This is a genomic window from Nonomuraea jabiensis, assembly GCF_014204795.1.
GTDB lineage: Bacteria > Actinomycetota > Actinomycetes > Streptosporangiales > Streptosporangiaceae > Nonomuraea > Nonomuraea jabiensis.
The window spans coordinates 11,708,725-11,734,234 of sequence record NZ_JACHMB010000001.1 but is presented as its reverse complement, the minus strand read 5'-3'; the positions used below and the strand labels follow the sequence as shown (position 1 = coordinate 11,734,234).

Here is a 25,510-nt window from a genome sequence, read left to right as displayed (position 1 = left end):
TCACAGGAGCGTCTCGTGTCCAAGCTGAACCGCCGGCACTTTCTGGTCACAGGGTTAGCGGCGGGCGCCGCCGTGACCATCCCCGCGACCGCCGCCCTCGCCGATCCTGGCGCTGATCCGGGCACCGATCCCGCTGTCGAGGCGGCCTCGCGCGAGCTGCGTACCGACCCCTTCACGCTCGGCGTCGCCTCCGGCGACCCCGACCACGAGGGCTTCGTCCTGTGGACCAGGCTCGCCCAGGAGCCGCTGGCCGAGGACGGGTTCGGCGGCATGCCGCAGCGGCCGTTCCCGGTGCAGTGGCAGGTGTACGCCGACGAGCGCTGCCGCCGCGTCGTCCGCTCCGGTGTGAGCGTGGCCACGCCCGAGTGGGGCCACAGCGTGCACGTCGAGGTGGACCGGCTGAGCTCCGACCGCGAGTACTGGTACCGCTTCCGCGTCGGCAAGTACGTCTCGCCGGTCGGGCGTGCCCGCACCGCGCCGCACCCGCTCTCGTACGGCAGCTCGCTGGCCATGGCGTTCGTCTCGTGCGCCCAGTACGAGCACGGCTACTTCACCTCGTACCGCCGGCTGGCCGAGGACAACCCGGACCTCGTCCTGCACCTGGGCGACTACCAGTACGAGTACACCAAGGACACCTACACCATCCCCGGCGGCAACGTCCGCGACCACGAGGGCCCCGAGACCGAGACGCTGGCCAACTACCGCCAGCGCCACGCCCAGTACAAGGCCGACCCCGACCTGCAGGCCGCGCACGCGGCCGCGCCGTGGCTGGTGGTGTGGGACGACCACGAGGTCGACAACAACTGGGCCGACGAGATCCCCGAGAAGCCCGAGGTCCCCCAGCCGAACTTCCTGGCCAGGCGCGAGGCCGCCTTCCGCGCCTACTACGAGAACATGCCGCTGCGCCGCACCTCCATCCCGCGCGGCATCGACATGCAGCTCTACCGGCGGATCCGGTGGGGCCGGATGGCCATGTTCCACATGCTCGACACCCGCCAGTACCGCGACGACCAGGGCTGCGGCGACGGCTACCGCGACTGCCCGGCCGCCGTGGACCCGGCGCGCTCGATCACGGGGAACGAGCAGGAGTCCTGGCTGCTGGACGGCTTCCACCACTCCCGCGCGCAGTGGGACATCATCGGCCAGCAGGTCTTCTTCGCCCAGCGCGACAACAACGCCGGCCCCGCCAAGATCACCAGCCAGGACGCCTGGGACGGCTACGTCGCCTCCCGGCAGCGCATCACCCAGGGCTGGGTGGACGCCAAGGTGCGCAACGCCGTCGTGCTGACCGGTGACGTGCACGCCCACTGGGCCAGCGACCTCAAGCTGGACTACGACGACCCGACCGGGCCGTCGGTGGGCTCCGAGCTGGTGGCCACCTCGATCTCGACGGGCGGCGACGGCGCGGACTCCGACCCGTCCACGCACCCGTTCCTGGCGATCAACCCGCACCTGAAGTTCTACAACAACCAGCGCGGTTACGTGCTGACGAAGATCGAGCGGGACCAGCTGACCGCGGACTTCCGGGTGGTGCCGAAGGTGCAGACCCCGGGGGCCGAGGTCTACACGCGGGCCACGTTCGTCGTGGAGGACCGGGTGCCGGGGGTGCAGCAGACGTACCTGCGGCCGCTGGACCCGACGCTGCGCGCCCAGCAGCAGCTGACCGTGGAGGAGACGGTCCGCCTGGAGACCGAGCGTCCCTGACGATCGCTCCGGCGAGCGGCACCCCGGTTCCGGGGTGCCGCTTTTTCTTGACCGGAATATTAGCCACACTAAGTTAGTTGGGCTAAGCATGAGGGACGACCCCACCCGCCTGGCCGAGCAGGTCTCCACGGTGCTGCGCCACCTGGTCCTCCTGCTCAGGCGCACCGTCGCCGGCCAACCCGTCACCAGCCAGCAGTACGCCGTGCTCGGCTCGCTCGAACCCGGCCCGCGCCGCATGACCGAGCTGGCCGAGGAGCACGCCGTGCAGCTGCCCACGATGACCGTGCAGATCAACCGCCTGGAGGACGCCGGCCTGGTGGCGCGCGGCTCCGATCCGGCCGACGCCCGCGTCAGGACGGTCGAGCTGACCGGCGAGGGCCGCGACCGGCTGCTCGCCGTCCGGCGGGCCAGGATCGCCCACCTCAGCCAGGAGCTGGCCGCCCTCACCGACGACGAGCGCGCCACGCTGGCGGCCGCGCTGCCCGTCCTGGCCAAGCTCGGACGTAACCCCAGGTAAAGGAGCATCATGCAGTCCGGTGGCGGAATCCTTCGCCAGCCCGTGTCCGTCTGGGCCACCGCGTTCGCCGCGGTCGTGGCCTTCATGGGCATCGGTCTCGTCGACCCCATCCTCCCCTCCATCGCCCAAGGTCTGAAGGCCACGCCCAGCCAGGTGTCGCTGCTGTTCACCAGCTACTTCCTGGTGACGGCGGTGGCGATGCTGCTCACCGGCTGGGTCTCCAGCCGCATCGGCGGCAAGCGGACGCTGCTGGCCGGCCTCGCGCTCGTCATCGTCTTCGCCGCGCTCGCCGGCACCTCCACCAGCGTCGGCGAGCTCGTCGGCTTCCGCGCGGGCTGGGGCCTGGGCAACGCGCTGTTCGTGGCCACCGCGCTGGCCGTCATCGTGGGCGCGGCCAGCGGCGGCGCGGAGGCGGCGATCATCCTGTACGAGGCCGCGCTCGGCCTGGGCATCTCCGCCGGCCCGCTGGTGGGCGCCCTGCTCGGCGACTGGAACTGGCGGGCCCCCTTCTTCGGCACCGCCACCCTCATGGCCGCCGGCTTCGTACTGATCGCCACCCTGCTCAGGGCCACCCCCAAGCCCGCGGCCAGGACCAGCCTCGCCGCCCCCATCAGGGCGCTCGCCCACGGCGGCCTGTCCACCACGGCCTTCACCGCGCTCTTCTACAACTTCGCGTTCTTCACCGTGCTGGCCTTCACCCCGTTCATCCTGCACATGTCCGCCTACGGCATCGGCGCCGTCTTCTTCGGGTGGGGCGTCTGCGTGGCGCTGGCCTCGGTGTTCGGCGCGCCGCCGCTGCAGCGCAAGATCGGCTCGGTGAACGTGCTGCACCTGGCGCTGGCGCTGCTGGCGGTGTTCCAGATCGGCATCGCGCTGTCCGGACACGCCGGGATCATCCTGTTCACCGTGCTGTCCGGCATCCCCATCGGCCTGAACAACACCGTCTTCACCGAGTCGGCCATGGAGGTCTCCGACGCGCCGAGGCCCGTCGCCTCGGCGGGCTACAACTTCGTGCGCTGGATGGGCGGCGCGCTGGCCCCGTTCATCGCCACCAAGCTGGGCGAGGAGCTCGGCGTCGCCGTGCCGTACGCGCTGGGCGCCGCCTGTTGCCTCGTCGGCATGGCCATCCTCTACGTCCGGCGCCACCACCTGCGCGTCCTGAGCCGGGTGGACGCCGACCACACGCTCCAGGATGCCGCGGCCCCCGCTGGTTGATAATTTCCCGACATGGTGGGACCTGTCCTGTTACTCGTGGCCGGCCTGCTCGCGGCGCCCTCACGGGCCGAGCTGTCCGTGATGACCTGGAACGTCTGCGCGGGCACCAACGCGGCGTGCCCCCTCTACCGCGCGGGGGCGCTCGAACTGGCGCAGAGCATCGGCGGGTACGCGATCAAGAGCGGCCCTCCTGACGTGATCTTCCTGCAGGAGTTCTGCACGGGCGCGGCCGGCACGCTCGAACTCTGGCTCGAGCAGCGCACCGGCCGGAACTGGACCGTCGGCTCATGGGGCCTGACCTCCAACGACGGCACCCCGTACGCCTGCCACCCCGACCGCCTCGGCCGCCCGCGGGGCGCGCAGAGCATCGCGGTCGCCGTGGCGGGCGACCCGGCCGAGGACGGGGCCACCTTCGAGGCCCACCCGCTGCCCGCCCCGCCCTGGTACGTCACGCGCGCCGTCCTCTGCGCCACCGTCCCCGCCAGGAAGGTGCGCGCCTGCGGCACCCACCTGTCCTCCGGCCGGGCCGACGACGACCGCGGGCCCGGCGCCCCCTACCGGACCAGGCAGATCAGGCGGCTGCTCGAGATCGCGGCCGAGCCGGGACACCGGACGGTCCTCGGCGGAGACCTCAACGTGGCGCCCCCGGACAGCGGATACGGCAGCGCCGCCGGTCGCCGGGCCGTCGCGCCGCTCTACCGCGCGTACCAGGAATGCGACCAGCGCGGCGCGCGGCGCACCGGCCGGTGGACCAGGGAGGGTAAAAAGCTCGATTACCTGTTCGCGCCCAAGGGCACGGTGCGGAGCTGCCGCGTCGCGCGGGACGTGACGCTGTCCGACCACAAGCCCGTCCACGTCAAACTGGCCCTTTAGGAAGATCCCAGGCCATCCTGGTGTTGAATTATCGGAACCCGCACCCAGACGGAAGGATCGACTGTGCCCACGATCGGTGTACTCGCTCTCCAAGGAGACGTGCGCGAGCATGCGCGCATGCTTCAGGAGGCAGGAGCGTCGGCCACCGCCGTGCGCCGGCCGGCCGAGCTGGACGCGGTCGACGGCCTGGTCATCCCCGGTGGGGAGTCGACCACCATGTGGAAGCTCGCCGAGACCTTCGACATGCTGGAGCCGCTGCGGCTGCGGATCAAGGAAGGCATGCCCGCCTACGGCTCCTGCGCCGGCATGATCATGCTGGCCGACAGGATCGAGGACGGCGTCGCCGGACAGCAGACGATCGGCGGCATCGACATGGTGGTCAGGCGCAACGCGTTCGGCCGCCAGGTCGACTCCTTCGAGTCCGACCTGGACTTCGCGGGGGAGCGGGTGCACGCGGTGTTCATCCGCGCGCCCTGGGTCGAATCCATCGGCGGTGACGTCGAAGTGCTGGGCAGGTGCGAGCCTGGGGATAGGATCGTCGCGGTCCGTCAAGGACCGCTGCTCGCGACGTCGTTCCACCCCGAGCTGACCGGGGACACGCGCGTGCACCGTTACTTCGTAGACATGGTGAGGGAGCTCTAGGTAATGTCCGGCCACTCCAAATGGGCGACGACGAAGCACAAGAAGGCCGCGCTCGACGCCAAGCGCGGCAAGCTGTTCGCGAAGCTCATCAAGAACATCGAGGTGGCGGCACGGACCGGTGGCCCTGACCCGGACGCCAACCCCACCCTCTTCGACGCCATCTTCAAGGCGAAGAAGAACTCCGTGCCCAACGACAACATCGAGCGCGCCCGCAAGCGCGGCGGCGGCCTCGAAGCCGGTGGCGCCGACTGGCAGACCATCATGTACGAGGGCTACGCGCCCGGCGGCGTCGCGGTGCTCATCGAGTGCCTCACCGACAACCGCAACCGCGCCGCCTCCGAGGTCCGCGTCGCGCTCACCCGCAACGGCGGCTCGCTGGCCGACCCCGGGTCCGTCTCCTACATGTTCAACCGCAAGGGCGTCGTGATCGTGCCCAAGCAGAACGGGCTCGACGAGGACACCGTGCTCATGGCCGTCCTCGACGCGGGCGCCGAGGAGGTCAACGACCTGGGCGAGTCGTTCGAGGTCGTCTCCGAGGCGGGTGACCTGGTGCCGGTCCGCAAGGCGCTGCAGGACTCCGGGATCGACTACGACTCGGCCGAGTCGAGCTTCCTGCCGACGATGAGCGTGCCGCTGGACGAGGAGGGCGCCAAGAAGGTGTTCCGCCTCATCGACGCGCTGGAGGACAGCGACGACGTCCAGAACGTCTTCGCCAACTTCGACGTGCCGGACGACGTGCTGGCGGCGCTGGACTAGCAGCTCGGACGATGAGAGGGCTCGGCTACGCCGGGCCCTTACTCATGCGCGCCCGGCCCTTACCGGGCCTTCTTCGGGTGCGGGGATGGTTCCGGGGCTTTCTTCGGGTGCGAGAAGGGGCGGGGCAGCGTAGGGTCGGGCGACGTGACTTCCCCCACCCCTCCACAGGCTCCCTCTCCGGCGCTCGGCTGGCTGCTGGCCGTGCCCGCGCTGTTCGGCACGTTGATCTCGCTGGTGCTGCCCACGGCCCAGACGATCTGGCTCAGCCTGCAGAGGGGCGGCGTCCTGCGCGAGAGCACGTACGTGGGGTTCGCCAACTACGGCAAGCTGCTGGGCGACGGCGAGTTCTGGCGGGCGGTGTGGTTCACGCTGTCGCTGGTCGCGATGCCGTTGCTGGTGGCCGTGGTGGTGGCGCCGCTGCTGGCGGTGGCGCTCGACCGGGCGGGCACGTGGCCGCGTCGGGCCGGGCGGATCGCGCTGTCGCTGGCGATCGTCACGTTCTCGCCGGTCGGGGTGGCGGCGGCCTGGATGCGCGGGCTGGCACCGGACGCGCCCGGCCTGGCGGGGCTGGCCGAAGGGCTGCGCGATCCCGCGACCGCGCCTGGAACGCTCCGGCTGATCGTCGCGGCCGGCACGTTCGGGGTGGTGTGCGCGCTGGCGGTCATGGCGTTCCTGCCCGCCCTGCGCGCCGGCTCCGTACCGGAGGACTTTTCCGGGACGTCTCGCGGCGGTGTGGCGCCGGCGATGCTCGTGGTGGGGGTGGTCGTGGCGATCGCCACCGTCGCGGTGGGGCTCCAGACATTCTCGTTCGGTCTCGTGCTCACCCGGGGAGGCCCTGAGCGCTCCACAGAGACGCTCGCGGGGCTGGAGTACGACTCCGCCTTCCGGATGGCCGAGTTCGGCCCTGGCGCGTCCGTTGCGACCCTCACGGGGGTGATCCTCGGCGTGCTGGGCATCGTCGCGACGGTCGTCGTGGCGGCCTCGCGGCTGAGCGTCACGCTGACGCCGCGTACCGCGCCGGAGCCGGGCGCCGCCGTACCGACCCCACCCACGGCCCCCGCTGGAGTGCCGACGACCCCTGCGGCGGGACCGACCGCGCCGGGGGCGGGACCGACCGCGCCGGGGGCGGGGCCGGGTGTGCCGGGGGCGGCCCCTGCGGCTGCTCCTCCGGTGGGACCGGTTGTGGCCGCCGGACGTGGTGGCGGGGCCGTCGGCATGGCCGTCGGGATCGTGGCGCTGGTGGTCTTCCTCGCCGTCGCGCTCGTGTGCGCCTGGCCGTGGATCGACGGCGTGCTCGCCTCGCCCGCCTCCGAGGCGGGCTCCCTCCGTTCCCAGGTGAACACCTGGGTGCCGGCGATCGGCGGAGCGGTCGTCTCGGTGGGCGTCGCCTACCTGGCCGCGCTCGGGATCGGCGGCCTGCGACCGCTGGGGCGCGGGAGCGAGTGGCTGCTGCTGGTGTTCGCGCCGTGGTTGTTCGTCGGTACGGGCCCTCTCGGCGTCGCGAACTGGCAGAACATGCGCAACATGGGCCTCATCGACTCCTTCCTGGCCCTCTTCCCGCCCCTGCTCGTCAGCGTCCCGGCCCTGCTCGTGCTCACGCTCCTGTGCAAGGGGCTGGCCGAGCGCACCGACAAGGACTTCTTCGGCGGCGTGTTCCTCCCGTCGCTCCCCATGGCGGGCATCCTCGCCGGGGCCGTCGCCCTGGTGAACGCCCAGGACCTGCTCTGGCCGCTGCTGGTCGCCCAGAAGCCGACGTTGTACACGGCCCCGGTGGCGCAGATGGCCCAGCTCGGCTCCTTCTCCGCGGCGAAACCCGACGTCGGCGCCGCCACGCCGCTGCTCGTCGTCGCCGTCGCGCTGATCGCCGTCGTGGCCGCCCAGCTGCTCTACCTCGACAGGCTCGCCATCACGACGAACGGCTCGCGGGCGCGCACCGCCACCGCGTAGGCGCGGCACCCCGCCGCCCAAAGTGGACCGGCGGCCCGGCCCGCCATAGGTTGGATCCTCGTGGAGATTCGCAACCTGATCGCTGAAGACCTCGACGACGTACTTGACCTGCGCAGGCGCTCTTTCGGGCCGCTGCCCCCCGGCGACAACGAGAAGTGGCGCCGGGCGGTGCTCCCGGCACTCGGTGAGGGCCGCTACCTGGGGGCGTTCGACGGCTCCAGGCTCGCCGGGGCCGCACGGCTGCGCCGGTTCACGCAGTGGTGGCACGGCAGGCCGCAGCCGATGGCGGGCGTCGCGGGCGTCACCGTCAATCCCGAGGACCGGGGCCGGGGCGTCGGCAGCCTGATCATGCGGGCCGTCGTCGAGCGGGCCGCCTCGCTGGGCGACGCGGTCTCCGCGCTTTATCCGGCCACCACGCCGATCTACCGGTCGATCGGCTACGAGCACGCCGGAGGCCAGTACAAGGTGCGGCTCCCGGCCGAGGCGCTGCGCCAGATCAGGCCGTCCGGGCAGGTCAAGCTGCGCAGGATGGGCCCGGAAGACGCGGGAGAGGTCGTCTCCCTGCTGCACCGCGTCCACTCGGCCACCCGCGCCAGCGGCCCCATCTCCTGGGACGAGGACACCTGGTCCCTGTGGCTGGAGAACAAGGACGACTTCCTCTACCTGGCCGAGGACGGTTTCGTCGTCTACCGGTGGCGGGGCGACGACATGCAGGTGGAGAACCTGGTCGCCGGCTCGGGGGAGACCGCCCGGGCGTTGTGGTCGCTGGTGGGCAGCGCGTCGTCGATCGCGCGCAAGGTCGTGGCCGCGGTGGCTCCGGACGACCCGGTGTTGTGGATGCTGCGGGAGCGGTCGAGTGAGGAGGTGCGGCAGGCGCGGTGGATGTTCAGGGTGCTGGACGTGGCCGCGGCGGTCGAGCGGCGGGGCTATCCGGCATTCGTGAGCTGTGAGGCCGTGGTCACGGTGGACGATCCGCTGGGCGGTAGTGGGTCGTGGCGGCTGGAGGTCGCGGGTGGGTCCGGTGCGGTGACGCCCGTGGCGGAGTCCGGGGTCAAGCTCTCGGTGAACGGGTTCTCGGCGTTGTATGCGGGGGTGCCGACGGCGACGCTGCGGTTGAGCGGGCTGATGTCCGGTGACGACCGCTACGACGAGGCGCTCGACGCGGCCTTCGCCGCCCGGCCGTACATGCTGGACTACTTCTGATCCGAGGCCCTTCCCCGGAGTGCGGGGCGATTACCGGTGCGTGAGCGCCCCGGCCGGGGTAAAGTCTCGTGCCGAACAGGTGTTCGGCGACGGGAGGGCGGGCCGGTGCGGGTGATGGGCGTCGATCCGGGGCTGACCCGGTGCGGCCTGGGCGCTGTCGAGGGGCGTCCGGGCGCGCCGCTGACACTCGTGGCCGTCGGGGTGGTGCGCACCGGAGCCGACGAGGAGCTCGGCGCGCGGCTCATCGGCATCGAGGCCGGCATCGAGCAGTGGCTCGACGACGTACGGCCCGACGCGGTGGCGGTCGAGCGGGTCTTCAGCCAGCACAACGTACGCACCGTCATGGGCACCGCGCAGGCGGCCGGGATCGCCGTGCTGTGCGCGGCCCGGCGCGGGCTTCCCGTGGCGCTGCACACGCCGTCCGAGGTCAAGGCCGCCATCACCGGCAGCGGCACCGCCGACAAGAAGCAGATCGGCGCCATGGTCACCCGGCTGCTGCGCCTGAGCGAGATGCCCAAGCCCGCCGACGCCGCCGACGCGCTGGCCCTGGCGATCTGCCACGTGTGGCGCGGCGGCGCCCAGCACCGCCTCGCCGCCGCCCTGGCCAAGGCCACCCGAAAGGACAGGCCGTGACCATCTCCTTCCGGAGCTTCGAGGGCTTCCGCGGCTTTGGGGGCGGCACGCCGCGTCACCGGCCCGCGTGCCCGCGGCGTGTCGTCCGTGATCATGCGGGAGGATGTCGGGCTGTGGCCCTCGCCGGTGGCGTGCGGGCCCCGGCGGCGTGGAAGGATGGTGGGCTGTGATCGCGTCGGTGTCGGGCAAGGTGACCGCGATCGCTCCCGACGGAGCCGTGATCGAGGTCGGTGGCGTCGGCATCCTCACCCACTGCACCCCTGGCACGCTTGCCACGCTGCGGATCGGGGAGGACACGCGCCTGGCCACGTCGCTGGTGGTGCGGGAGGAGTCGCTCACCCTCTACGGGTTCGCCACGGACGACGAGCGGGCCGTGTTCGAGCTGCTGCAGACGGCCAGCGGGGTCGGGCCCAAGCTGGCGCTGGCGATGCTCGCCGTTCACACGCCCAACGCGCTGCGCGTCGCCGTGGCCGGCGCCGACCTCAAGGCGCTCACGCAGGTCCCGGGGATCGGGCAGAAGGGGGCGCAGCGGATCGTGCTGGAGCTGAAGGACCGGCTCGGCACGCCGGAGGAGGCGGTCAACGCCGCGCTCAACGGGGAGCGGCGTGTGGCGGCGTGGCGCGATCAGGTCCACTCGGGGCTGGTGGGGCTGGGCTACTCCAGCAAGGACGCCGACGAGGCCGTCGCCGCCGTGGAGCCGGTCGCCGACGCCGACCTCGCCGCCGGACGCCGGCCCCAGGTCGCCGCGCTCCTGAAGGCCGCCCTGCAATCCCTGAGCATCCGATGACCCGCCGACCTGCCCTTTCGCGCCTCTTTCGCACCAAGGTGACCGCACGCGCCCCTCTGCTTTCTACGGCGGTGCCAAGGTGACCGTAGGTGCCACTCTCAAACCCCGCTTTTACGGCAAAGCGAAGGCGACCGTACGCGCCGCTCTCAAACCCGGTTTTTACGGCGGGGCCAAGGTAACCGCACGCGCCGACGCCGGTTTCCGCCTGTCATGGCCGGTCGTGAAGGCTCACGGGCTGATCGCCGTGACGAGCGAGTCGTGGCCCCGGCACCGTGGCCCGGCCGACCGCCGACCGCGTTGCGCCGGTCTCCGCCGCACCACGTCCCGCCGTCGCGGCGCGGCGGGCTCCTCCTGGGCGCCCGGAGTGGCCGTCGTGGTGATGTCGCGGTCGGTGGGTGACGGTGTGAAGGTGTGTTGTGACGTTGATGGCGCGGCTGGTGTGAGGGGGTGTGGCGGTGGGGTTTGAGCGGGAGCTGGTGTCGTCCGATGCCGGGGGCGACGAGCTGCAGATCGAGGCGGCGCTGCGGCCCAAGCGGCTCGGCGAGTTCATCGGCCAGGGCCGGGTGCGCGAGCAGCTCTCCCTGGTGCTCGAGAGCGCCCTGCGCAGGCAGCGGCCGCCCGACCACGTGCTCATGAGCGGTTCGCCCGGGCTCGGCAAGACGACGCTGGCCATGATCATCGCCGCTGAGCTCAACGCGCCCCTGAGGATCACCTCCGGCCCCGCGCTGGAGCGGGCCGGCGATCTGGCCGCCATCCTGTCCACGCTCGCCGAGGGCGAGGTGCTGTTCATCGACGAGATCCACCGGATGGCCAGGCCCGCCGAAGAGATGCTCTATCTCGCCATGGAGGACTTCAGGGTCGACATCGTCGTCGGCAAGGGTCCGGGAGCCACGGCCATCCCGCTCGACATCGCGCCTTTCACGCTCGTCGGCGCCACCACCCGCGCCGGGCTGCTGCCCGCGCCGCTGCGCGACCGGTTCGGGTTCACCGCGCACATGGACTTCTACGAGGTCGCCGAGCTGGAGCAGGTGCTCTATCGGTCGGCCAAGCTGCTCGGCGTGGTCCTGCCCACCGACGGGGCGCACGAGATCGCCAGGCGGTCCCGGGGGACGCCCCGCATCGCGAACCGGCTGCTCCGGCGAGTGCGCGATTTTGCGGACGTAAGGGCCGACGGGGTGATAAATAGGGAAATCGCGGCGGCGGCCCTCAACCTGTACGAAGTCGACGCCGAAGGGCTCGACCGGCTCGACAGGGCGGTGCTCGGCGTGCTGCTGAAGAAGTTCGGCGGCGGGCCGGTCGGCCTGTCCACGCTGGCCGTGGCCGTGGGGGAGGAGCCGGAGACCGTCGAAGTGGTGGCCGAGCCGTTCCTCGTACGCCAGGGCCTGCTGGCCAGGACCCCGCGCGGCCGGGTGGCGACGGCGGCCGCCTGGAGCCATCTCGGGATGACCCCGCCCCCCGACGCGTTCGGAGCGGCGGTATTCGACTCAGACGGCTGATCACAGAACGGTTGCAACCGTTTCAAAATGGGAACTTCCCCGCGCGCCGAAACGCTGCCTCGTTGCCGCGTTTCGCAACAACGGCCTACACTCCGTGGCTTGGCTGGCTGTGTAGGCTGACGGGCTGAGCGGCGCGGCCCCGACGCAACGCACGGAATTTCCGGCGCGAGGCCGGTGTCAACTTCTTGTACGACAATGGAAGGTCGCCCCTTATGGACATGGGACAACTCGGTAGTATCCTGCCGCTGATTCTGCTGGTAGTGGTGTTCTACTTCCTGCTGATCCGCCCTCAGCGCAAGCGGCAGCAAGAGGCGATCCAGATGCAGAACTCCCTGGCTCCCGGCGCCCGGGTCATGACCACGACCGGACTGTTCGGCACCGTGGTGGCGGTGGACAATGAGGACGTGATCCTCGAGATCGCGCCCGGGATCGAGACCCGCTGGGTGAAGGCCGCGATCGGCCGCGTGGTCACGCCAGGGGACGCTCCGGCGGCGGACGAGTCCTCCGATGACGAGGCCGCACCGGGTGAGGAGGGCAAGAAGGAGTCCGAGGCCACCGTGGATCGCAACGATGACCAGGACTCCAGCACCAAGCAGTCCTGACTAAGCTCTGCGACAAACCTCTATCTGAAAGAACTGACGACCAGTGGCCCGACCGACCAGCCGCCACAGCCGACCGGGGCGAACGCTCCTGGTGCTGCTGGCGCTCATCCTCGCCCTGGGCGGGACGATGTTCCTGCAGAAGGCGTTCACGCCCAAGCTGGGTCTCGACCTCGCCGGCGGCACGACGGTGACTCTGTCCCCGGTGACGCAGAACAACGCGGCACCGCCGGATGAGATTCTCGACCGCGCGGTCAACATCATCCGCGATCGAGTCAACGGCACCGGCATCTCCGACGCGGAGGTGGCCAAGTCCGGCAGCAACATCATCATCTCGATCCCGGGCGTCGGACAGAGCGAGGCCATCAAGCTGGTCGCCACCACCGCGGAGCTGCGCTTCCGCCAGGTGCTGGCCATGGAGGCCACGCAGGTTCCGCAGAACCTGGCCACCAACGCGCCGACGCCGAGTCCGTCGGCTTCGGCGAGCCAGTCCGCCACCCCCAAGTCTGACAAGTCCACCACCCCCAGGTCGGACAAGTCCGGCTCGCCCGCGGTCTCCACGCCCAGCACCTCCCCGACGGGCAAGGCGCTGTCGTCCGCGCTGACCGCGCCGACGCCCGCCGCGTCGGGGACGGGGCAGCCGGCCGCCACGGAGAACCCCCAGAAGCAGCAGAACAAGGGCCAGAACGCCAAGGCCACCCCGACGGCGGCCCCGTCCGGCCAGCCCAGCACGCCGCCCGCGCAGGACCCCAACGCGGGCGTCAACACCCAGGGCATCGACCCGGCGGTGCTGGCCCAGTTCAACAAGCTCAACTGCGCCGACCCGGCCAACCGCGGCCAGGGCGTCCAGGACGACCCGAAGAAGCAGTACGCCGCCTGCGAGACCGACGGCAGCTACAAGTACGTCCTCGACGTCGCCAAGGTCGTCGGCACCGACATCGACACGGCCTCGGCGGGCGTCCGCCAGGGCACCGTCGAGTGGGTCGTCCAGCTCGACTTCAAGAGCAAGGGCGCGGCCGAGTGGAGCAAGCTCACCACGGCCGCCTACAACTCCCAGGAGCCGCGCAACAAGGTCGCGGTGGTGCTCGACGGCGTCGTCATCACCGCCCCCAACATCATCAGCCCGATCCCCGGCGGCCGCGCCGAGATCACCGGCGGCTTCGACCAGCTCAGCGCCACCCAGCTGGCCGACCAGCTCAAGTACGGCGCGCTGCCGCTGAAGTTCAACCGCAGCTCGGTCGACACGGTCTCCTCGACGCTGGGCCAGGACCAGCTGCAGGGCGGTCTGATCGCGGGCCTCATCGGCCTCGTGCTCGTCGTGGTCTACTCGATGCTCTACTACCGCGGCCTCGGCATCGTGGCGGTGCTGAGCCTCGTGGTCGCCACGATCCTGACGTACACGGCGGTGGTCGTGCTCGGCCACAACGCCAACTTCCGGCTCTCGCTGCCGCACATCATCGGCCTCGTGGTCTCCATCGGCATCACCGCCGACTCCTTCATCGTCTACTTCGAACGCATACGTGACGAGATGAAGGAGGGCCACCGGACGCTCCGGGCGGCCGTCGAGGTGGCCTGGGTCCGCGCCCGGCGCACGATCCTGATCGCCGACGCCGTCATGTTCATCGCCGCGATCGTGCTCTACTTCCTGGCGGTGGGCGGTGTGGCCGGTTTCGCCTTCGCGATGGGCCTGACCACGCTGATCGACGTCGTGGTGGTGTTCCTGTTCACGAAGCCGTTCATCGCCCTGCTGGCGAGGCTGAAGTTCTTCGCCAAGGGGCACCCGCTGTCCGGCCTCGACGCCGAGCGCATGAGCGAGGTCGGCTCGTCCGGCCGCCCGACCACTCCGCAGGAGGCCTGAGATGGGACTGGCGCGTCGCCTCTACCGCGGCGAGATCAATGTCGACTTCGTCGGCAAGTGGAGACTCTGGTACAGCCTGTCGGGCATTCTGCTGTTCATCTCGATCGCGGGTCTGCTGATCAACGGGCTCAACCTGGGCGTGGAGTTCAGAGGCGGCACGGTCTTCTCGTTCAAGTCCGAGCAGGCCACCGTCCAGCAGGTCCGCGAGGCCGTCCTCAACGAGGGCGCGCACCAGGCGATCGTCCAGTCGGCCGGCACCGGCGGCTGGCGGGTGACCACCGAGAGCCTGCCGGAGAACACCCGGGAGCAGGTGCAGTCCCAGATCGCCAAGGACTTCAACACCCCGGTCGGCCAGGTCAGCGTCCAGGCCATCGGCCCGTCCTGGGGCGGTGAGGTCTCCCAGAAGGCCTGGATCGGCCTGGGCGTCTTCATGCTGGCGATCATCCTGTACCTGTCGATGGCGTTCGAGCCGAAGATGGCCCTGTCGGCGATCGTCGCGCTCGTCCACGACCTCGTCATCACGGCCGGCATCTACGCCTGGTCGGGCTTCGAGGTCACGCCGGCCACGCTGCTGGGCTTCCTGACCATCCTCGGTTACTCGCTCTACGACGCGGTCGTGGTGTTCGACATGATCAAGGAGGTCACGGCCAAGCTGGGGCACACGTCGAAGATGACGTACTCGATGGCGGCCAACAACGCGCTCAACCACACGCTGATCCGGTCGCTGAACACCTCGCTGGTCGCGATCCTGCCGGTGGCGGCGATCCTGTTCATCGGCACCACGCTGCTCGGCGCGGGCACGCTGAAGGACCTGTCGCTGGCGCTGTTCGTCGGCATGATCGTCGGTACGTACTCCTCCCTGTGCGTCGCCACGCCGCTGCTGGTGACGTTGAAGGAGCGGGAGCCGAAGTACCAGGCCATCGCCAGGAGGCTGGCCTCGACGGGCAGCGGCAAGGGCCCGAAGGGTTCCAAAAGCGCGGCCGTAGCCAAGGGATAGCAAGCGCGCGCACGCCACGACGCCCTCGCCCTTCACGGGGTCGGGGGCGTCGTTGCGTGCGCGCCGGATGCACCATCATGAAGCCCGGCACACCGCCGGTGCACGATTTGCGAGGAGACGTCATGACCGAGCTGAGCACCCTGATCCTGGACAGGATCAGGGACGTGCCCGACTACCCCAAGCCGGGCGTGATGTTCAAGGACATCACCCCGCTGCTGGGCGACCACGTCGCGATGGCGGCCGTGGTGGACGAACTGGCCGGGCTCCACCAGGTGGACAAGATCGTGGGCATCGAGGCGCGCGGGTTCATCCTCGCGGCTCCGGTGGCGTACCGGGCGGGGGCGGGTTTCGTACCGGTACGGAAGAAGGGGAAACTGCCCGCCGAAACCCTCGAAGAGTCCTACGATCTGGAGTACGGCTCCGCGACCATCGAGGTCCACCGTGACGCCTTCACGCCCGGCGACCGCGTTCTCGTGGTCGACGACGTGCTGGCCACGGGTGGCACCGCGAGGGCGGCCGTGGATCTGGTGAAGAGGGCCGGCGCCGAGGTCGTCGGCATCGCCGTGCTCATGGAACTGGCCTTTCTCAAGGGACGTGAGCGGCTGACGGGAGTGGACCTGCACTCCCTCGTGATCGTCTGAGCCCGGCCCGCGACGGCCCAGGTTCGCCGCCTGGATACACTGGGGGATCTGGACTCGAACGTGAGGAGCCATTGCGTGAGGAGTCTGTGTGCCCCGTGATGTGGTCGTGCCCGACGTAACCGACTCCGGCAACGCCGAGGCGTCCGGCGTTCCAGCGGTGCGTCGAAGGCGGTTTGGGGGTGGGGCCATGAATCCGGTGCTGGAGCCGTTGTTCCGCACGGTCCGCGCCACCCACCCCAAGGCCGACCTGCGCCTGATCGAGCGTGCGTACGACGTCGCCGCCTACCACCACCGCGACCAGAAGCGGAAGTCCGGCGACCCGTACATCACCCACCCGCTGGCCGTGGCCACGATCCTGGCCGAGCTCGGCACCGACGACGAGACCCTGTGCGCCGCGCTGCTCCACGACACGGTGGAGGACACCGCCTACAGCCTCGACGAGCTGCGCGGCGACTTCGGCGACACCATCGGGTCCCTGGTCGACGGCGTGACCAAGCTGGACAAGGTGAAGTTCGGCGACGCCGCGCAGGCCGAGACCGTGCGCAAGATGGTCGTCGCGATGTCGCGCGACATCCGCGTGCTGATCATCAAGCTCGCCGACCGGCTCCACAACATGCGCACCATGCGCTACCTGCCCGAGCACAAGCGCCACCAGAAGTCGCGCGAGACGCTGGAGATCTTCGCCCCGCTGGCCCACCGCCTGGGCATGAACACGATCAAGTGGGAGCTGGAAGACCTGGCCTTCGCCATGCTCTACCCCAAGCGCTACGACGAGATCGCGCGCATGGTGTCGGAGCGGGCGCCGCGCCGCGACCTGTTCCTGCAGGAGGTCATCGAGAAGGTCTCCGGCGACCTGCGTGAGGCCAAGATCCGCGCCGTCGTCAAGGGCCGGCCGAAGCACTACTACTCGGTCTACCAGAAGATGATCGCCCGCGACGTGGCCTTCGACGACATCTACGACCTGGTGGGCATCCGCGTCCTCGTCGACAGCGTGCGCGACTGCTACGCCGCGCTGGGCACCATCCACGCCCGGTGGAACCCGGTGCCGGGGCGGTTCAAGGACTACATCGCGATGCCCAAGTTCAACATGTACCAGTCGCTGCACACGACGGTGATCGGTCCCGAGGGCAAGCCGGTGGAGCTGCAGATCCGCACCCACGCGATGCACCACAGGGCCGAGTACGGCGTGGCCGCGCACTGGAAGTACAAGGAGGAGGTCGGCAGCCCCGGCCCCACCGGCAAGGTCAAGCCGGGCAGCGACATGGCCTGGCTGCGCCAGCTCCTCGACTGGCAGAAGGAGACCTCCGACCCGGGCGAGTTCCTGGAGTCGCTGCGGTTCGACCTGTCGGTGTCCGAGGTCTACGTGTTCACCCCGAAGGGGCAGGTCATCGCGCTGCCCGAGGGGGCCACGCCGGTCGACTTCGCGTACGCGGTGCACACCGAGGTGGGCCACCGCTGCATCGGCGCCCGGGTCAACGGGCGGCTGGTGCCGCTGGAGTCGCGGCTCGGCAACGGCGACACGGTCGAGATCTTCACCTCCAAGTCGCCGGACGCCGGGCCGTCGCGCGACTGGCTCAAGTTCGTCAAGTCGGGCCGCGCCCGCAACAAGATCCGGCAGTGGTTCTCCAAGGAGCGCCGCGAGACCGCGATCGAGGCGGGCAAGGAGGCCATCGGGCGGGCCATGCGCAAGCAGGGCCTGCCGCTACAGCGGCTGATGTCCGGCGAGGCGCTGCTGGCGCTCGCCCGCGACCTGCGCTACCCCGACGTCTCCGCGCTCTACGCGGCCGTGGGGGAGGGGCACATCGCGGCGCAGGCCGTCGTGCAGAAGCTGGTGGCCTCGATCGGCGGCGTCGACAGCGCCGAGGAGGACATCGCCGAGACCTCGCTGCCCACCCGGCTGCGCGGCCGCCCGCGCGGCGGCGGCGCCGGGGTGGTCGTGGCGGGCGACGCCGACGTGTGGGTACGCCTGTCGAAGTGCTGCACCCCGGTGCCCGGCGACGAGATCGTCGGGTTCGTCACGCGGGGGCACGGGGTGTCGGTGCACCGCGCCGACTGCACCAACGTGCAGCAGCTCAAGGAGCAGCCCGACCGGCTGGTCGAGGTCAGCTGGTCGCCCAGCGACGACAGCGTGTTCCTGGTGGCGATCCAGGTGGAGGCGCTGGACCGGCCGCGCCTGCTGTCCGACGTCACGCGTACGCTCTCCGACCAGCACGTCAACATCCTGAGCGCGTCGGTCACGACGTCCCGGGACCGGGTGGCGATCAGCAAGTTCACCTTCGAGATGGGCGATCCCAAGCACCTGGGCCACGTGCTCAAGGCGGTGCGCAGCATCCAGGGCGTGTTCGACGTCTACCGCGTCAGCGGCGCCGGCAACTGACCGCTTCCGGGGCGCCGGGCCCCGGCGGTGGGTCAGCGGGGGCGCAGGTCGGGGAGGTTGACGACGATGGCCTCCTGGGTGCTGCGGGCGATGACGACCACGGCCTCCTGCGACGGGTCCGGATTCTCCTCGCGGTGCGGCACGTACGGCGGCACGAAGACGTAGTCGCCGGGCTTGGTGTCCAGCCGCACCTCCTGCCCGCCCTCCAGGAACACGAACGACGGCGTGCCGCTGACCACGTAGATGGCCGTCTCCGAGGCCCCGTGGTGGTGGTCGGAGGAGCGTGTGGCGGGCGAGACGTGGGTCTGGCCCATCCAGAGGCGGGCGGACCCGGCGGTGGCCCCGCTGATCGCCGCGAGCCGGCGCATGCCGGAGCTCTGAGCCGTCTCGCCCGAGAGCTCCCCAGAGGGCACGTGACGCAGCGGCTGGTGGAACGGGTCACCCTCGGCCCGGTAACCCTCCCAGAGGCGCCCTCCAGCGCGTTCCAGGACGTCCGAGGCGACGGCGGCCAGGCGTGCCGAGTCGTCGACGGCGCCGAGCAGCGCCTCCGCCAGCGCCGGGTCGTGGGCGCGCAGCTCGCGCAGCAGCCACTTGCCGCTCCCCTGCCACCTCCGTCCCAGCCCGAGCGCCATCCTGGCGGTCTCCTGCGCCACCTGCCACCGGATGAACGTCCGCTCGCCCGGGTCCGTGGCCCCCGACAGGTCGTCCAGGAGGTCCGACAGGGCGTATCTGGCCCGTTCGGCCTGTGAGCTGGTCAGACCGCCCGGTCCGGCCGCCAGGCGCTCGCTCAGCGCCGTCTGGAGGTCACTGGCCCGGCCGCTCGTCCGGTCGGTGAGCACCGCGCCCTCGGCGCACATGCGGGCCAGGCTCGGCTGGCGCCGGTCGAAGTCCTTGTCGAGGTAGGCGCGCAGGCTCGTCTCGCTGTGCACGAACAGCTCCACCGGCCACTCACGCCACCGCAGCGACTCGCGGTAGGGGGTGGGCAGGCCGTCGAGCACCACGACGACGTCGAGATCGGAGGTGCTGGTGCGGCGCTCGGTGAGGGCGCTGCCGCCGACGAAGGCGTACAGGGCCCCCGGGAACATCTCCTCGACGAGGGCACGTGCGGCGCTGACGGGATCCATGCCCGCCAGCCTAGGTCTCAGCCCCTTCCGCCGCCGCCCCATTTCACGCACCGCCGCCACTCGCTCGCGCACGGTCGCGCGGCCCGGTGGAGGCCCGACGGAGCCTCCACCGGCCTTTGCCCTGGGGTCAGCTGAACTCGGCGAGCGTGCGCTCGGCCTCCTCCAGCCACGAGCGCCGGGCGATCAGCGCCTCCTCGGTCTCCTTGATGTCCTTGGCGCGACCGGCGGCCTGCGCCTTGGACAGCCGCTTCTCCAGCTGCTCGATCGAAGTGCGCAGCTGGTCGACCGTGCTCTGCGCGCGGGCCCGGGCCTCCGGGTTGGACCGCTTCCACTCGGCGTCCTCGGCTCTGCGTACGGCCTCGTCCACCTTGCGCAGCCCGCCCTCGAGCCGGTCGCGCTGCTCGCGCGGCACCGGGCCGGCGGCCTCCCAGCGCTCCAGGATGCTCCGCAGCGCCGAGCGGGCCGTGCGTACGTCCGTGACCGGGAGGATCTTCTCGGCCTCGGCCAGCAGCTCCTCCTTGACCTCGGCGTTGGCGGCCAGCGAGGCGTCGCGCTCGGCGAAGACGGCGGAACGGGCCTGGAAGAACTGGTCCTGCGCGCCCTTGAAGCGGGCCCACAGCTCGTCCTCGGCCTCGCGCGAGGCCCGGCCCGCGCTCTTCCACTGCTGCATCAGCTCGCGGTAGATCGCCGCGGTCTGGCCCCAGTCGGTCGAGTCGGCCAGCGCCTCGGCCTCGGCGACGATGCGCTCCTTGGCCGCCCGAACGCCCTCGCGCTGCTCGTCGAGCCCCGCGAAGTACGCCTTGCGCCGCTTGGCGAACGCCGTACGGGCCGCCGAGAGCCGCTTCCACAGCGCGGCCTCGGTGACCCGGTCGATGCGGTCGGCGGCCTTCCACTCCTCGACGAGCTGGCGCAGCCGCTCGCCGCCCGACTTCCAGTGGGTGGTCTCGTCCGCGATGCGCTCGGCCTCGGCGACGATGCGCTCCTTGACCGACCTGGCCTCGGCGCGCGCGTGCTCGCGGGCCGCCTTGACCTCCTCGCGGCGCTGGGCGACCAGCTCCGTCAGGCCGTCGAGCCGGGCCGTCAGCGCGTCGAGGTCGCCGATGGCGTGGGCGTCGGCGACGGCCTCACGCAGCTTGACGATGCTCGCCTCGGCCTGGGCAGGAGCCAGGTCGGTGCCCTTGACGCGCTGTTCCAGCAGCTGCACCTGACCGGCCAGCTCGTCGTACTTGCGATGGAAGTAGGCCAGTGCCTCTTCGGGTTCACCGGCCTGCCAGGAGCCGACGGCCCGCTCTCCCTCAGCCGTACGCACGTAGACGGTGCCGTCGTCGTCTACCCGGCCCCACGGGTCGGTGCTCACCGTGTCCTCCCGCACTTTCCATCAGACCCTTCGGGACTACTTCGTCCCTAGTTTGTATTACGTCAGCCCTTGCTGGCGATTGTCACGTCTTTGATTTCGACGGTTTCCTTCGGCGCCCCCGTCCCGTCGCCCGCGTCCCCGATGACGCCTGCTTTGTTCACCTTGTCCAGGATGTCGAGCCCCTTGGTGATCGTACCCACCGGCGTGTAATCCGGGGTGAGCCCGATGTCTCCGAAAACGAGGAAGAACTGGCTTCCGGTGCTGCCCGGCGCCTGCGTTTTGGCCATGGCCATCACGCCGCGCTTGTACTGGGCGCCCTGGAGGTTCTCCTCGGCCATGACGTAGCCGGGGCCGCCGGTGCCGTCCTGGCTCTTGCCGTCGGCCTTGGCCGTCGGGTCGCCGCACTGCAGCATCGGGAACTTGTCGCTGCCGAGCCGGTGGCACTTGCTGCCGTCGTAGTACTTCTTCTTCGCCAGGAACTCCAGCGAGTTGGTCGTGCAGGGCGCCTTGGCGTTGTTCAGCTCGACGACGATGTCACCCTGGTTGGTCTTGATCGTCATCGTCTTGGTCGCCGGCGTGGTCTTCACCTTGGCCGGCGGCATGCCGACGTCCTTGACCTGCCCGCCGCCCGCGTCCTTGACGTAGTCGCACGTGCCCGTCGCCGCGTCGTACGGCTTGGGCCCCGCCGCGGCCGAGGCCGAGGGCGCGGCGGTGTCGGCCGCGGACGCCGAGGGCGAGGAGGCCGCGTCGGTCCCTGCGCCGTTGCCGCCGAGCAGCGCGACGGCGGCGACGATGCCGCCGATCACGATCACGACGCCCACCGAGGAGCCGATGATCGCCGTGCGCTTGGCCTTCTGCTCGCGTTCGACCCGGCGCTGCATCTGCCGCTCGTAGTGCTCACGAGCGAGCTGCCTCTGCCGGTCCTTCCCCGTGGCCACCGCTTTGCCTCCCATAGTCAATCAACTGAGGTGGGCGAATCGTATCGGCCAACGGGTAATGATTCGCAGCCCGGCGACCCGCACCGGTACCCTTCGGTTACATTCCCATTGGCTTTTCGACGAGATCACCTGAGGCAGATGCTCATCGCCGGCTTCCCCGCAGGGGCCTTCCAGACCAATTGTTACGTTGTCGCGCCCGCGGCCGGCGAGGAATGCGTGATCGTCGATCCAGGTCAGGACGCGACCGAGGGCGTCGACGAGCTGCTGCGCGAGCACCGGCTCAAGCCGGTCGCCGTCCTGCTCACCCACGGCCACCTCGACCACGTCTGGTCGGTCGCCCCGGTCTGCGGCGCGCGTGACGTCCCCGCGTGGATCCACCCCGACGACCGCCACCTGCTGAGCGACCCGGCCGCCGGCTGGTCGGGCACGAGCGCCTCGCTGTTCGGCGGGCTGACGCTGAGCGAGCCCGACGACGTGCGCGAGCTGTCCGACGGGGCCGTGCTGGAGCTGGCGGGCCTCGAGCTCGTGGTCGACCACACGCCCGGCCATACCAGGGGGTCGGTGAGCTTCCGGCTGCCCGATGACCAGGTCATGTTCTCGGGCGACCTGCTGTTCGCCGGCTCCATCGGCCGCACCGACCTGCCCGGCGGTGACTACGCGACCATTTTGCGCAGCCTGGCTGCCAAGTGCCTGACGCTGCCTGACGATACGGTCGTTCTGCCGGGCCACGGACCACAGACGACGATCGGCCGCGAGCGCGCTACCAACCCGTACGTGAAGGAAGCGGCGCCGCAGTCCGGTCCCACACGAGGGATCTAATGAGCTTCCAAGCACCTAAAGGTGTCAAAGAGTACGTTCCACCGCAGGCCTCGACGTTTTACGCGATTCGCGGAGTTTTCGCCGAGACGGCCAGGCGGGCCGGATACTCGTACCTGGAGACCGCGGTCTTCGAGGACACCCAGCTGTTCGCGCGTGGCGTCGGCGAGTCCACCGACGTCGTGAGCAAGGAGATGTACACCTTCACCGACCGCGGCGGCCGGTCGCTGACGCTGCGCCCGGAGTTCACCGCCGGCGTGCTGCGCGCGGTCCTGGAGTACGGGCTGCACCGCGGCCAGCTCCCGGTGAAGGTCTGGACCGACGGCCCGGTGTTCCGCGCGGAGGCGCCCCAGGAGGGCCGCTACCGCCAGTTCTACCAGCTCGACCTGGAGGCCATCGGCAGCGAGGACCCGGCCGTCGACGCCGAGACGATCGCGCTGGCCTGGCAGTGGTACACCGCGCTCGGCCTCACCCAGGTGCGGCTGCTGCTCAACTCGCTCGGCTGCAAGGAGTGCCGGCCGATCTACCGGGCCCGGCTGCAGGAGTTCCTGCGCGCGCTCGACCTCGACGAGGCCACCAGGGCCCGCATCGAGATCAATCCGTTGCGCGTGCTCGACGACAAGCGCCCGGAGGTGCGCGCCCAGCTGGAGGGCGCGCCGCTCATCGGCGACCACCTCTGCGCCGACTGCAAGGCCTACCACGACCGGGTCAAGCAGCTCCTGGCCGACCTGGACATCCCGTGGGAGGACGCGCCCAGGCTGGTGCGCGGGCTCGACTACTACACCCGCACCACCTTCGAGTTCGACCACCCGCTGCTGGGCGCGCAGTCCGGCATCGGCGGCGGCGGCCGCTACGACGGCCTCTCCGAGGCCATCGGCGGGCCGGCGCTGCCCGGCATCGGCTTCGGTCTCGGGCTCGACCGCACCGTCATCGCCTTGGAGCGGGAGGGCGTCGTGCTCGACACCCCGGCCCGCTGCGAGGTGTACGGTGTGGCGCTGGGCGACGAGGCGGCGCGGGCCATGTTCAAGCTCGTGAGCGGGCTGCGCGCGGCCGGTGTCGCCGCCGACATGTCCTTCGGCGGCAAGGGGCTCAAGGGCGCGATGAAGGGGGCCGACCGTTCCGGCGCCCGGTTCGCGCTGATCCTGGGCGAGCGTGACCTGGCGGCCGAGGCCGTGCAAGTGAAGGACCTGACCACCGCTGAGCAGACCGAGGTGCCCTTGGCCGAGGTCGTCGACGTTTTGAAAGGGAAACTGCAGTGATCCGCACGCACAAGGCCGGGTCGCTCCGCGAGGAGCACGCCGGGCAGCAGGTGACGCTCGCAGGATGGGTGGCCCGCCGCCGTGACCACGGCGGCGTGGTCTTCATCGACCTGCGCGACGCCTCCGGCTCGGCGCAGGTGGTCTTCCGCGAGGAGGACCACGCCCACGACCTGCGCGCCGAATACTGCGTGAAGGTCGTCGGCCAGGTCAGGGTCCGCCCCGAGGGCAACGAGAACCCCGACCTGCCCACCGGCGCGATCGAGGTCGTGGCCGAGCAGGTCGAGGTGCTGAGCGAGTCCGCGCCGCTGCCCTTCCCGATCGAGGGCAACGTGGGGGTCTCGGAGGAGGCCCGGCTCAAGTACCGCTACCTCGACATCCGCCGCCAGCAGGTCGCCAACGCCATGCGCACCCGCTCCAAGGCCACCTACCTGGCCAACGAGGTGATGCACGAGCTGGGCTTCGTCTACGTCGAGACGCCGACCCTGACCCGCTCCACGCCCGAGGGCGCGCGCGACTTCCTGGTCCCGGTGCGCCTGCAGCCCGGCAACTGGTACGCCCTGCCCCAGTCGCCCCAGCTGTTCAAGCAGCTCCTCCAGGTCGCCGGCCTCGAGCGCTACTACCAGCTCGCCAAGTGCTACCGCGACGAGGACCTGCGGGCCGACCGGCAGCCGGAGTTCACGCAGATCGACGTCGAGATGTCCTTCGTGGACCAGGAGGACGTCATCGAGGTCGGCGAGAAGCTGATCGGCCGGCTGTGGAAGGAGATCGCCGGCTACGAGCTGCCGACGCCGCTGCCGCGCATGACGTACGCCGACGCGATGGCCCGTTACGGCTCCGACAAGCCGGACCTGCGCTTCGGCCAGGAGCTGGTCGAGATGACCGGCTACTTCGCCGGCACGCCCTTCCGCGTCTTCCAGGCCGAGTACGTCGGCGCCGTGGTCATGCCGGGCGGCGCCTCGCAGACGCGCAAGGAGCTCGACGGCTGGCAGGAGTGGGCGCGCAGCCGCGGCGCCAAGGGCCTGGCCTACGTGCTCGTCCAGGAGGACGGCACGCTGGGCGGCCCGGTCGCCAAGAACCTCACCGAGGAGGAGCTCTCCGGGCTCGCGGCCAAGGTCGGCGCCGAGCCGGGCGACGCGATCTTCTTCGCGGCCGGCCCGAAGCACGCCTCGCGCGACCTGCTCGGCGCGGCCCGCCTGGAGATCGGCCGCCGCTGCGGCCTGATCGACGAGTCGGCGTGGGCGTTCCTGTGGGTCGTCGACGCCCCCATGTTCGAGCCCGTGTACGACGAGGTGGGCCGCGAGACCGGCTGGACCGCCGTGCACCACCCGTTCACCGGGCCGAAGCCGGAGTGGGCCGACAACTTCCAGGACCACCCGGGCGAGGCGCTGGCCTACGCGTACGACATGGTCTGCAACGGCATGGAGATCGGCGGCGGCTCGATCCGTATCCACCGGGCCGAGATGCAGCAGCGCGTCTTCGACGTGCTGGGCATCTCCAAGGAGGAGGCGGAGAGCAAGTTCGGCTTCCTGCTGGAGGCGTTCAAGTACGGGCCCCCGCCGCACGGCGGCATCGCCTACGGCTGGGACCGCATCTGCATGCTGCTGTCCGGGGGCGACTCGATCCGTGACGTGATCGCGTTCCCGAAGACGGCCTCCGGCTTCGACCCGCTCACGGGCGCGCCCACGCCGATCACGGCCGAGCAGCGCAAGGAGGCGGGCGTCGACGCCAAGCCCAAGGCCGAGGTCTAGCCGGGCATGTGAGAACGGCGGGC

At 70.7% G+C, this 25,510-nt stretch carries 22 protein-coding genes; 19 read left to right on the top strand and 3 right to left on the bottom strand.

Annotation, left to right across the window (positions count from 1 at the left end):
* The first annotated feature begins 15 nt into the window (after positions 1-15).
* From HD596_RS53585 to HD596_RS53510, 16 genes are all read left to right on the top strand, one after another.
* Positions 16-1,704 carry an alkaline phosphatase D family protein gene (locus HD596_RS53585; protein ID WP_185077117.1) on the top strand — a complete coding sequence of 563 codons (1,689 nt, stop codon included), beginning with the start codon at positions 16-18 and terminating at the stop codon, positions 1,702-1,704.
* Positions 1,705-1,792: 88 nt separating this feature from the next.
* Entirely contained in the window at positions 1,793-2,221 is a 429-nt protein-coding gene (locus HD596_RS53580; protein ID WP_185077116.1) for a MarR family winged helix-turn-helix transcriptional regulator, read from the top strand.
* A gap of 9 nt (positions 2,222-2,230) precedes the next feature.
* Positions 2,231-3,436, top strand: coding sequence for an MFS transporter (locus HD596_RS53575; RefSeq protein ID WP_185077115.1), 1,206 nt, complete (start codon positions 2,231-2,233; stop codon positions 3,434-3,436).
* A 12-nt stretch (positions 3,437-3,448) separates the two neighbouring features.
* Complete coding sequence (locus HD596_RS53570) at positions 3,449-4,309, top strand: endonuclease/exonuclease/phosphatase family protein (RefSeq protein WP_185077114.1); 861 nt, start codon at positions 3,449-3,451, stop codon at positions 4,307-4,309.
* Positions 4,310-4,372: 63 nt separating this feature from the next.
* Entirely contained in the window at positions 4,373-4,951 is a 579-nt protein-coding gene (pdxT, locus tag HD596_RS53565; RefSeq protein WP_185077113.1) for a pyridoxal 5'-phosphate synthase glutaminase subunit PdxT, read from the top strand.
* A gap of 3 nt (positions 4,952-4,954) precedes the next feature.
* Positions 4,955-5,707 (top strand): YebC/PmpR family DNA-binding transcriptional regulator, encoded by a 753-nt coding sequence (locus HD596_RS53560; protein ID WP_185077112.1) that lies wholly within the window; start codon positions 4,955-4,957, stop codon positions 5,705-5,707.
* Between the two features lie 144 nt (positions 5,708-5,851).
* The gene (locus HD596_RS53555; RefSeq protein WP_185077111.1) at positions 5,852-7,654 is read left to right on the top strand and encodes a carbohydrate ABC transporter permease; all 1,803 of its coding nucleotides are present in this window, start codon (positions 5,852-5,854) and stop codon (positions 7,652-7,654) included.
* Positions 7,655-7,714: 60 nt separating this feature from the next.
* Positions 7,715-8,857 (top strand): GNAT family N-acetyltransferase, encoded by a 1,143-nt coding sequence (locus HD596_RS53550; RefSeq protein ID WP_313046982.1) that lies wholly within the window; start codon positions 7,715-7,717, stop codon positions 8,855-8,857.
* Between the two features lie 105 nt (positions 8,858-8,962).
* A complete protein-coding gene (gene ruvC / locus HD596_RS53545; RefSeq protein ID WP_185077110.1) occupies positions 8,963-9,490 on the top strand; it encodes a crossover junction endodeoxyribonuclease RuvC in 528 nt (175 codons plus the stop codon).
* A gap of 166 nt (positions 9,491-9,656) precedes the next feature.
* Entirely contained in the window at positions 9,657-10,277 is a 621-nt protein-coding gene (gene ruvA / locus HD596_RS53540; protein WP_185077109.1) for a Holliday junction branch migration protein RuvA, read from the top strand.
* Positions 10,278-10,732: 455 nt separating this feature from the next.
* Positions 10,733-11,773, top strand: coding sequence for a Holliday junction branch migration DNA helicase RuvB (gene ruvB / locus HD596_RS53535; RefSeq protein ID WP_185077108.1), 1,041 nt, complete (start codon positions 10,733-10,735; stop codon positions 11,771-11,773).
* Positions 11,774-11,985: 212 nt separating this feature from the next.
* Positions 11,986-12,375 (top strand): preprotein translocase subunit YajC, encoded by a 390-nt coding sequence (gene yajC / locus HD596_RS53530; RefSeq protein ID WP_185077107.1) that lies wholly within the window; start codon positions 11,986-11,988, stop codon positions 12,373-12,375.
* A gap of 43 nt (positions 12,376-12,418) precedes the next feature.
* Positions 12,419-14,230 (top strand): protein translocase subunit SecD, encoded by a 1,812-nt coding sequence (secD, locus tag HD596_RS53525; RefSeq protein WP_313046977.1) that lies wholly within the window; start codon positions 12,419-12,421, stop codon positions 14,228-14,230.
* Between the two features lies 1 nt (position 14,231).
* Positions 14,232-15,227, top strand: coding sequence for a protein translocase subunit SecF (gene secF / locus HD596_RS53520; RefSeq protein WP_185077106.1), 996 nt, complete (start codon positions 14,232-14,234; stop codon positions 15,225-15,227).
* A 122-nt stretch (positions 15,228-15,349) separates the two neighbouring features.
* The gene (locus HD596_RS53515) at positions 15,350-15,868 is read left to right on the top strand and encodes an adenine phosphoribosyltransferase (RefSeq protein WP_185077105.1); all 519 of its coding nucleotides are present in this window, start codon (positions 15,350-15,352) and stop codon (positions 15,866-15,868) included.
* Between the two features lie 187 nt (positions 15,869-16,055).
* Positions 16,056-18,245 carry a RelA/SpoT family protein gene (locus HD596_RS53510; protein WP_185077104.1) on the top strand — a complete coding sequence of 730 codons (2,190 nt, stop codon included), beginning with the start codon at positions 16,056-16,058 and terminating at the stop codon, positions 18,243-18,245.
* A gap of 32 nt (positions 18,246-18,277) precedes the next feature.
* On the opposite strand, the gene HD596_RS63210 is transcribed toward HD596_RS53510, so the two are convergent.
* The 3 genes from HD596_RS63210 to HD596_RS53495 all read right to left on the bottom strand — a co-directional run bounded on the left by HD596_RS63210 (position 18,278) and on the right by HD596_RS53495 (position 21,664).
* On the bottom strand, positions 18,278-19,369 hold the full coding sequence (locus HD596_RS63210; protein WP_246555468.1) for a cupin domain-containing protein: 1,092 nt from the start codon (positions 19,367-19,369) through the stop codon (positions 18,278-18,280).
* 127 nt (positions 19,370-19,496) lie between these two features.
* Positions 19,497-20,726, bottom strand: a complete 1,230-nt coding sequence (locus tag HD596_RS53500; RefSeq protein ID WP_185077103.1) for a DUF349 domain-containing protein — start codon at positions 20,724-20,726, stop codon at positions 19,497-19,499.
* A 62-nt stretch (positions 20,727-20,788) separates the two neighbouring features.
* Positions 20,789-21,664 (bottom strand): peptidylprolyl isomerase, encoded by an 876-nt coding sequence (locus tag HD596_RS53495; RefSeq protein ID WP_313046972.1) that lies wholly within the window; start codon positions 21,662-21,664, stop codon positions 20,789-20,791.
* Positions 21,665-21,802: 138 nt separating this feature from the next.
* Here HD596_RS53495 and HD596_RS53490 point away from each other — a divergent pair, with 138 nt between their 5' ends.
* The 3 genes from HD596_RS53490 to aspS are packed head-to-tail and all read left to right on the top strand — an operon-like array spanning position 21,803 to position 25,487.
* A complete protein-coding gene (locus HD596_RS53490; RefSeq protein ID WP_185077101.1) occupies positions 21,803-22,483 on the top strand; it encodes an MBL fold metallo-hydrolase in 681 nt (226 codons plus the stop codon).
* Complete coding sequence (gene hisS / locus HD596_RS53485) at positions 22,483-23,739, top strand: histidine--tRNA ligase (protein ID WP_185077100.1); 1,257 nt, start codon at positions 22,483-22,485, stop codon at positions 23,737-23,739. The genes HD596_RS53490 and hisS overlap by 1 nt, the downstream gene beginning before the upstream one ends.
* Positions 23,736-25,487 carry an aspartate--tRNA ligase gene (gene aspS / locus HD596_RS53480; RefSeq protein WP_185077099.1) on the top strand — a complete coding sequence of 584 codons (1,752 nt, stop codon included), beginning with the start codon at positions 23,736-23,738 and terminating at the stop codon, positions 25,485-25,487. The genes hisS and aspS overlap by 4 nt, the downstream gene beginning before the upstream one ends.
* The last annotated feature ends 23 nt before the right edge of the window (positions 25,488-25,510 follow it).

What these genes read in the sequence shown, in the direction of transcription:
- HD596_RS53580 (WP_185077116.1), top strand. Translation starts at nt 1,793, where the DNA reads ATGAGGGACGACCCCACCCGCCTGGCCGAGCAGGTCTCCACGGTGCTG.
- HD596_RS53575 (WP_185077115.1), top strand. Translation starts at nt 2,231, where the DNA reads ATGCAGTCCGGTGGCGGAATCCTTCGCCAGCCCGTGTCCGTCTGGGCC.
- HD596_RS53570 (WP_185077114.1), top strand. Translation starts at nt 3,449, where the DNA reads ATGGTGGGACCTGTCCTGTTACTCGTGGCCGGCCTGCTCGCGGCGCCC.
- HD596_RS53560 (WP_185077112.1), top strand. Translation starts at nt 4,955, where the DNA reads ATGTCCGGCCACTCCAAATGGGCGACGACGAAGCACAAGAAGGCCGCG.
- yajC (WP_185077107.1), top strand. Translation starts at nt 11,986, where the DNA reads ATGGACATGGGACAACTCGGTAGTATCCTGCCGCTGATTCTGCTGGTA.
- secF (WP_185077106.1), top strand. Translation starts at nt 14,232, where the DNA reads ATGGGACTGGCGCGTCGCCTCTACCGCGGCGAGATCAATGTCGACTTC.
- HD596_RS53515 (WP_185077105.1), top strand. Translation starts at nt 15,350, where the DNA reads ATGACCGAGCTGAGCACCCTGATCCTGGACAGGATCAGGGACGTGCCC.
- HD596_RS53510 (WP_185077104.1), top strand. Translation starts at nt 16,056, where the DNA reads ATGAATCCGGTGCTGGAGCCGTTGTTCCGCACGGTCCGCGCCACCCAC.
- HD596_RS63210 (WP_246555468.1), bottom strand. Translation starts at nt 19,369, where the DNA reads ATGGATCCCGTCAGCGCCGCACGTGCCCTCGTCGAGGAGATGTTCCCG.
- HD596_RS53490 (WP_185077101.1), top strand. Translation starts at nt 21,803, where the DNA reads ATGCTCATCGCCGGCTTCCCCGCAGGGGCCTTCCAGACCAATTGTTAC.
- hisS (WP_185077100.1), top strand. Translation starts at nt 22,483, where the DNA reads ATGAGCTTCCAAGCACCTAAAGGTGTCAAAGAGTACGTTCCACCGCAG.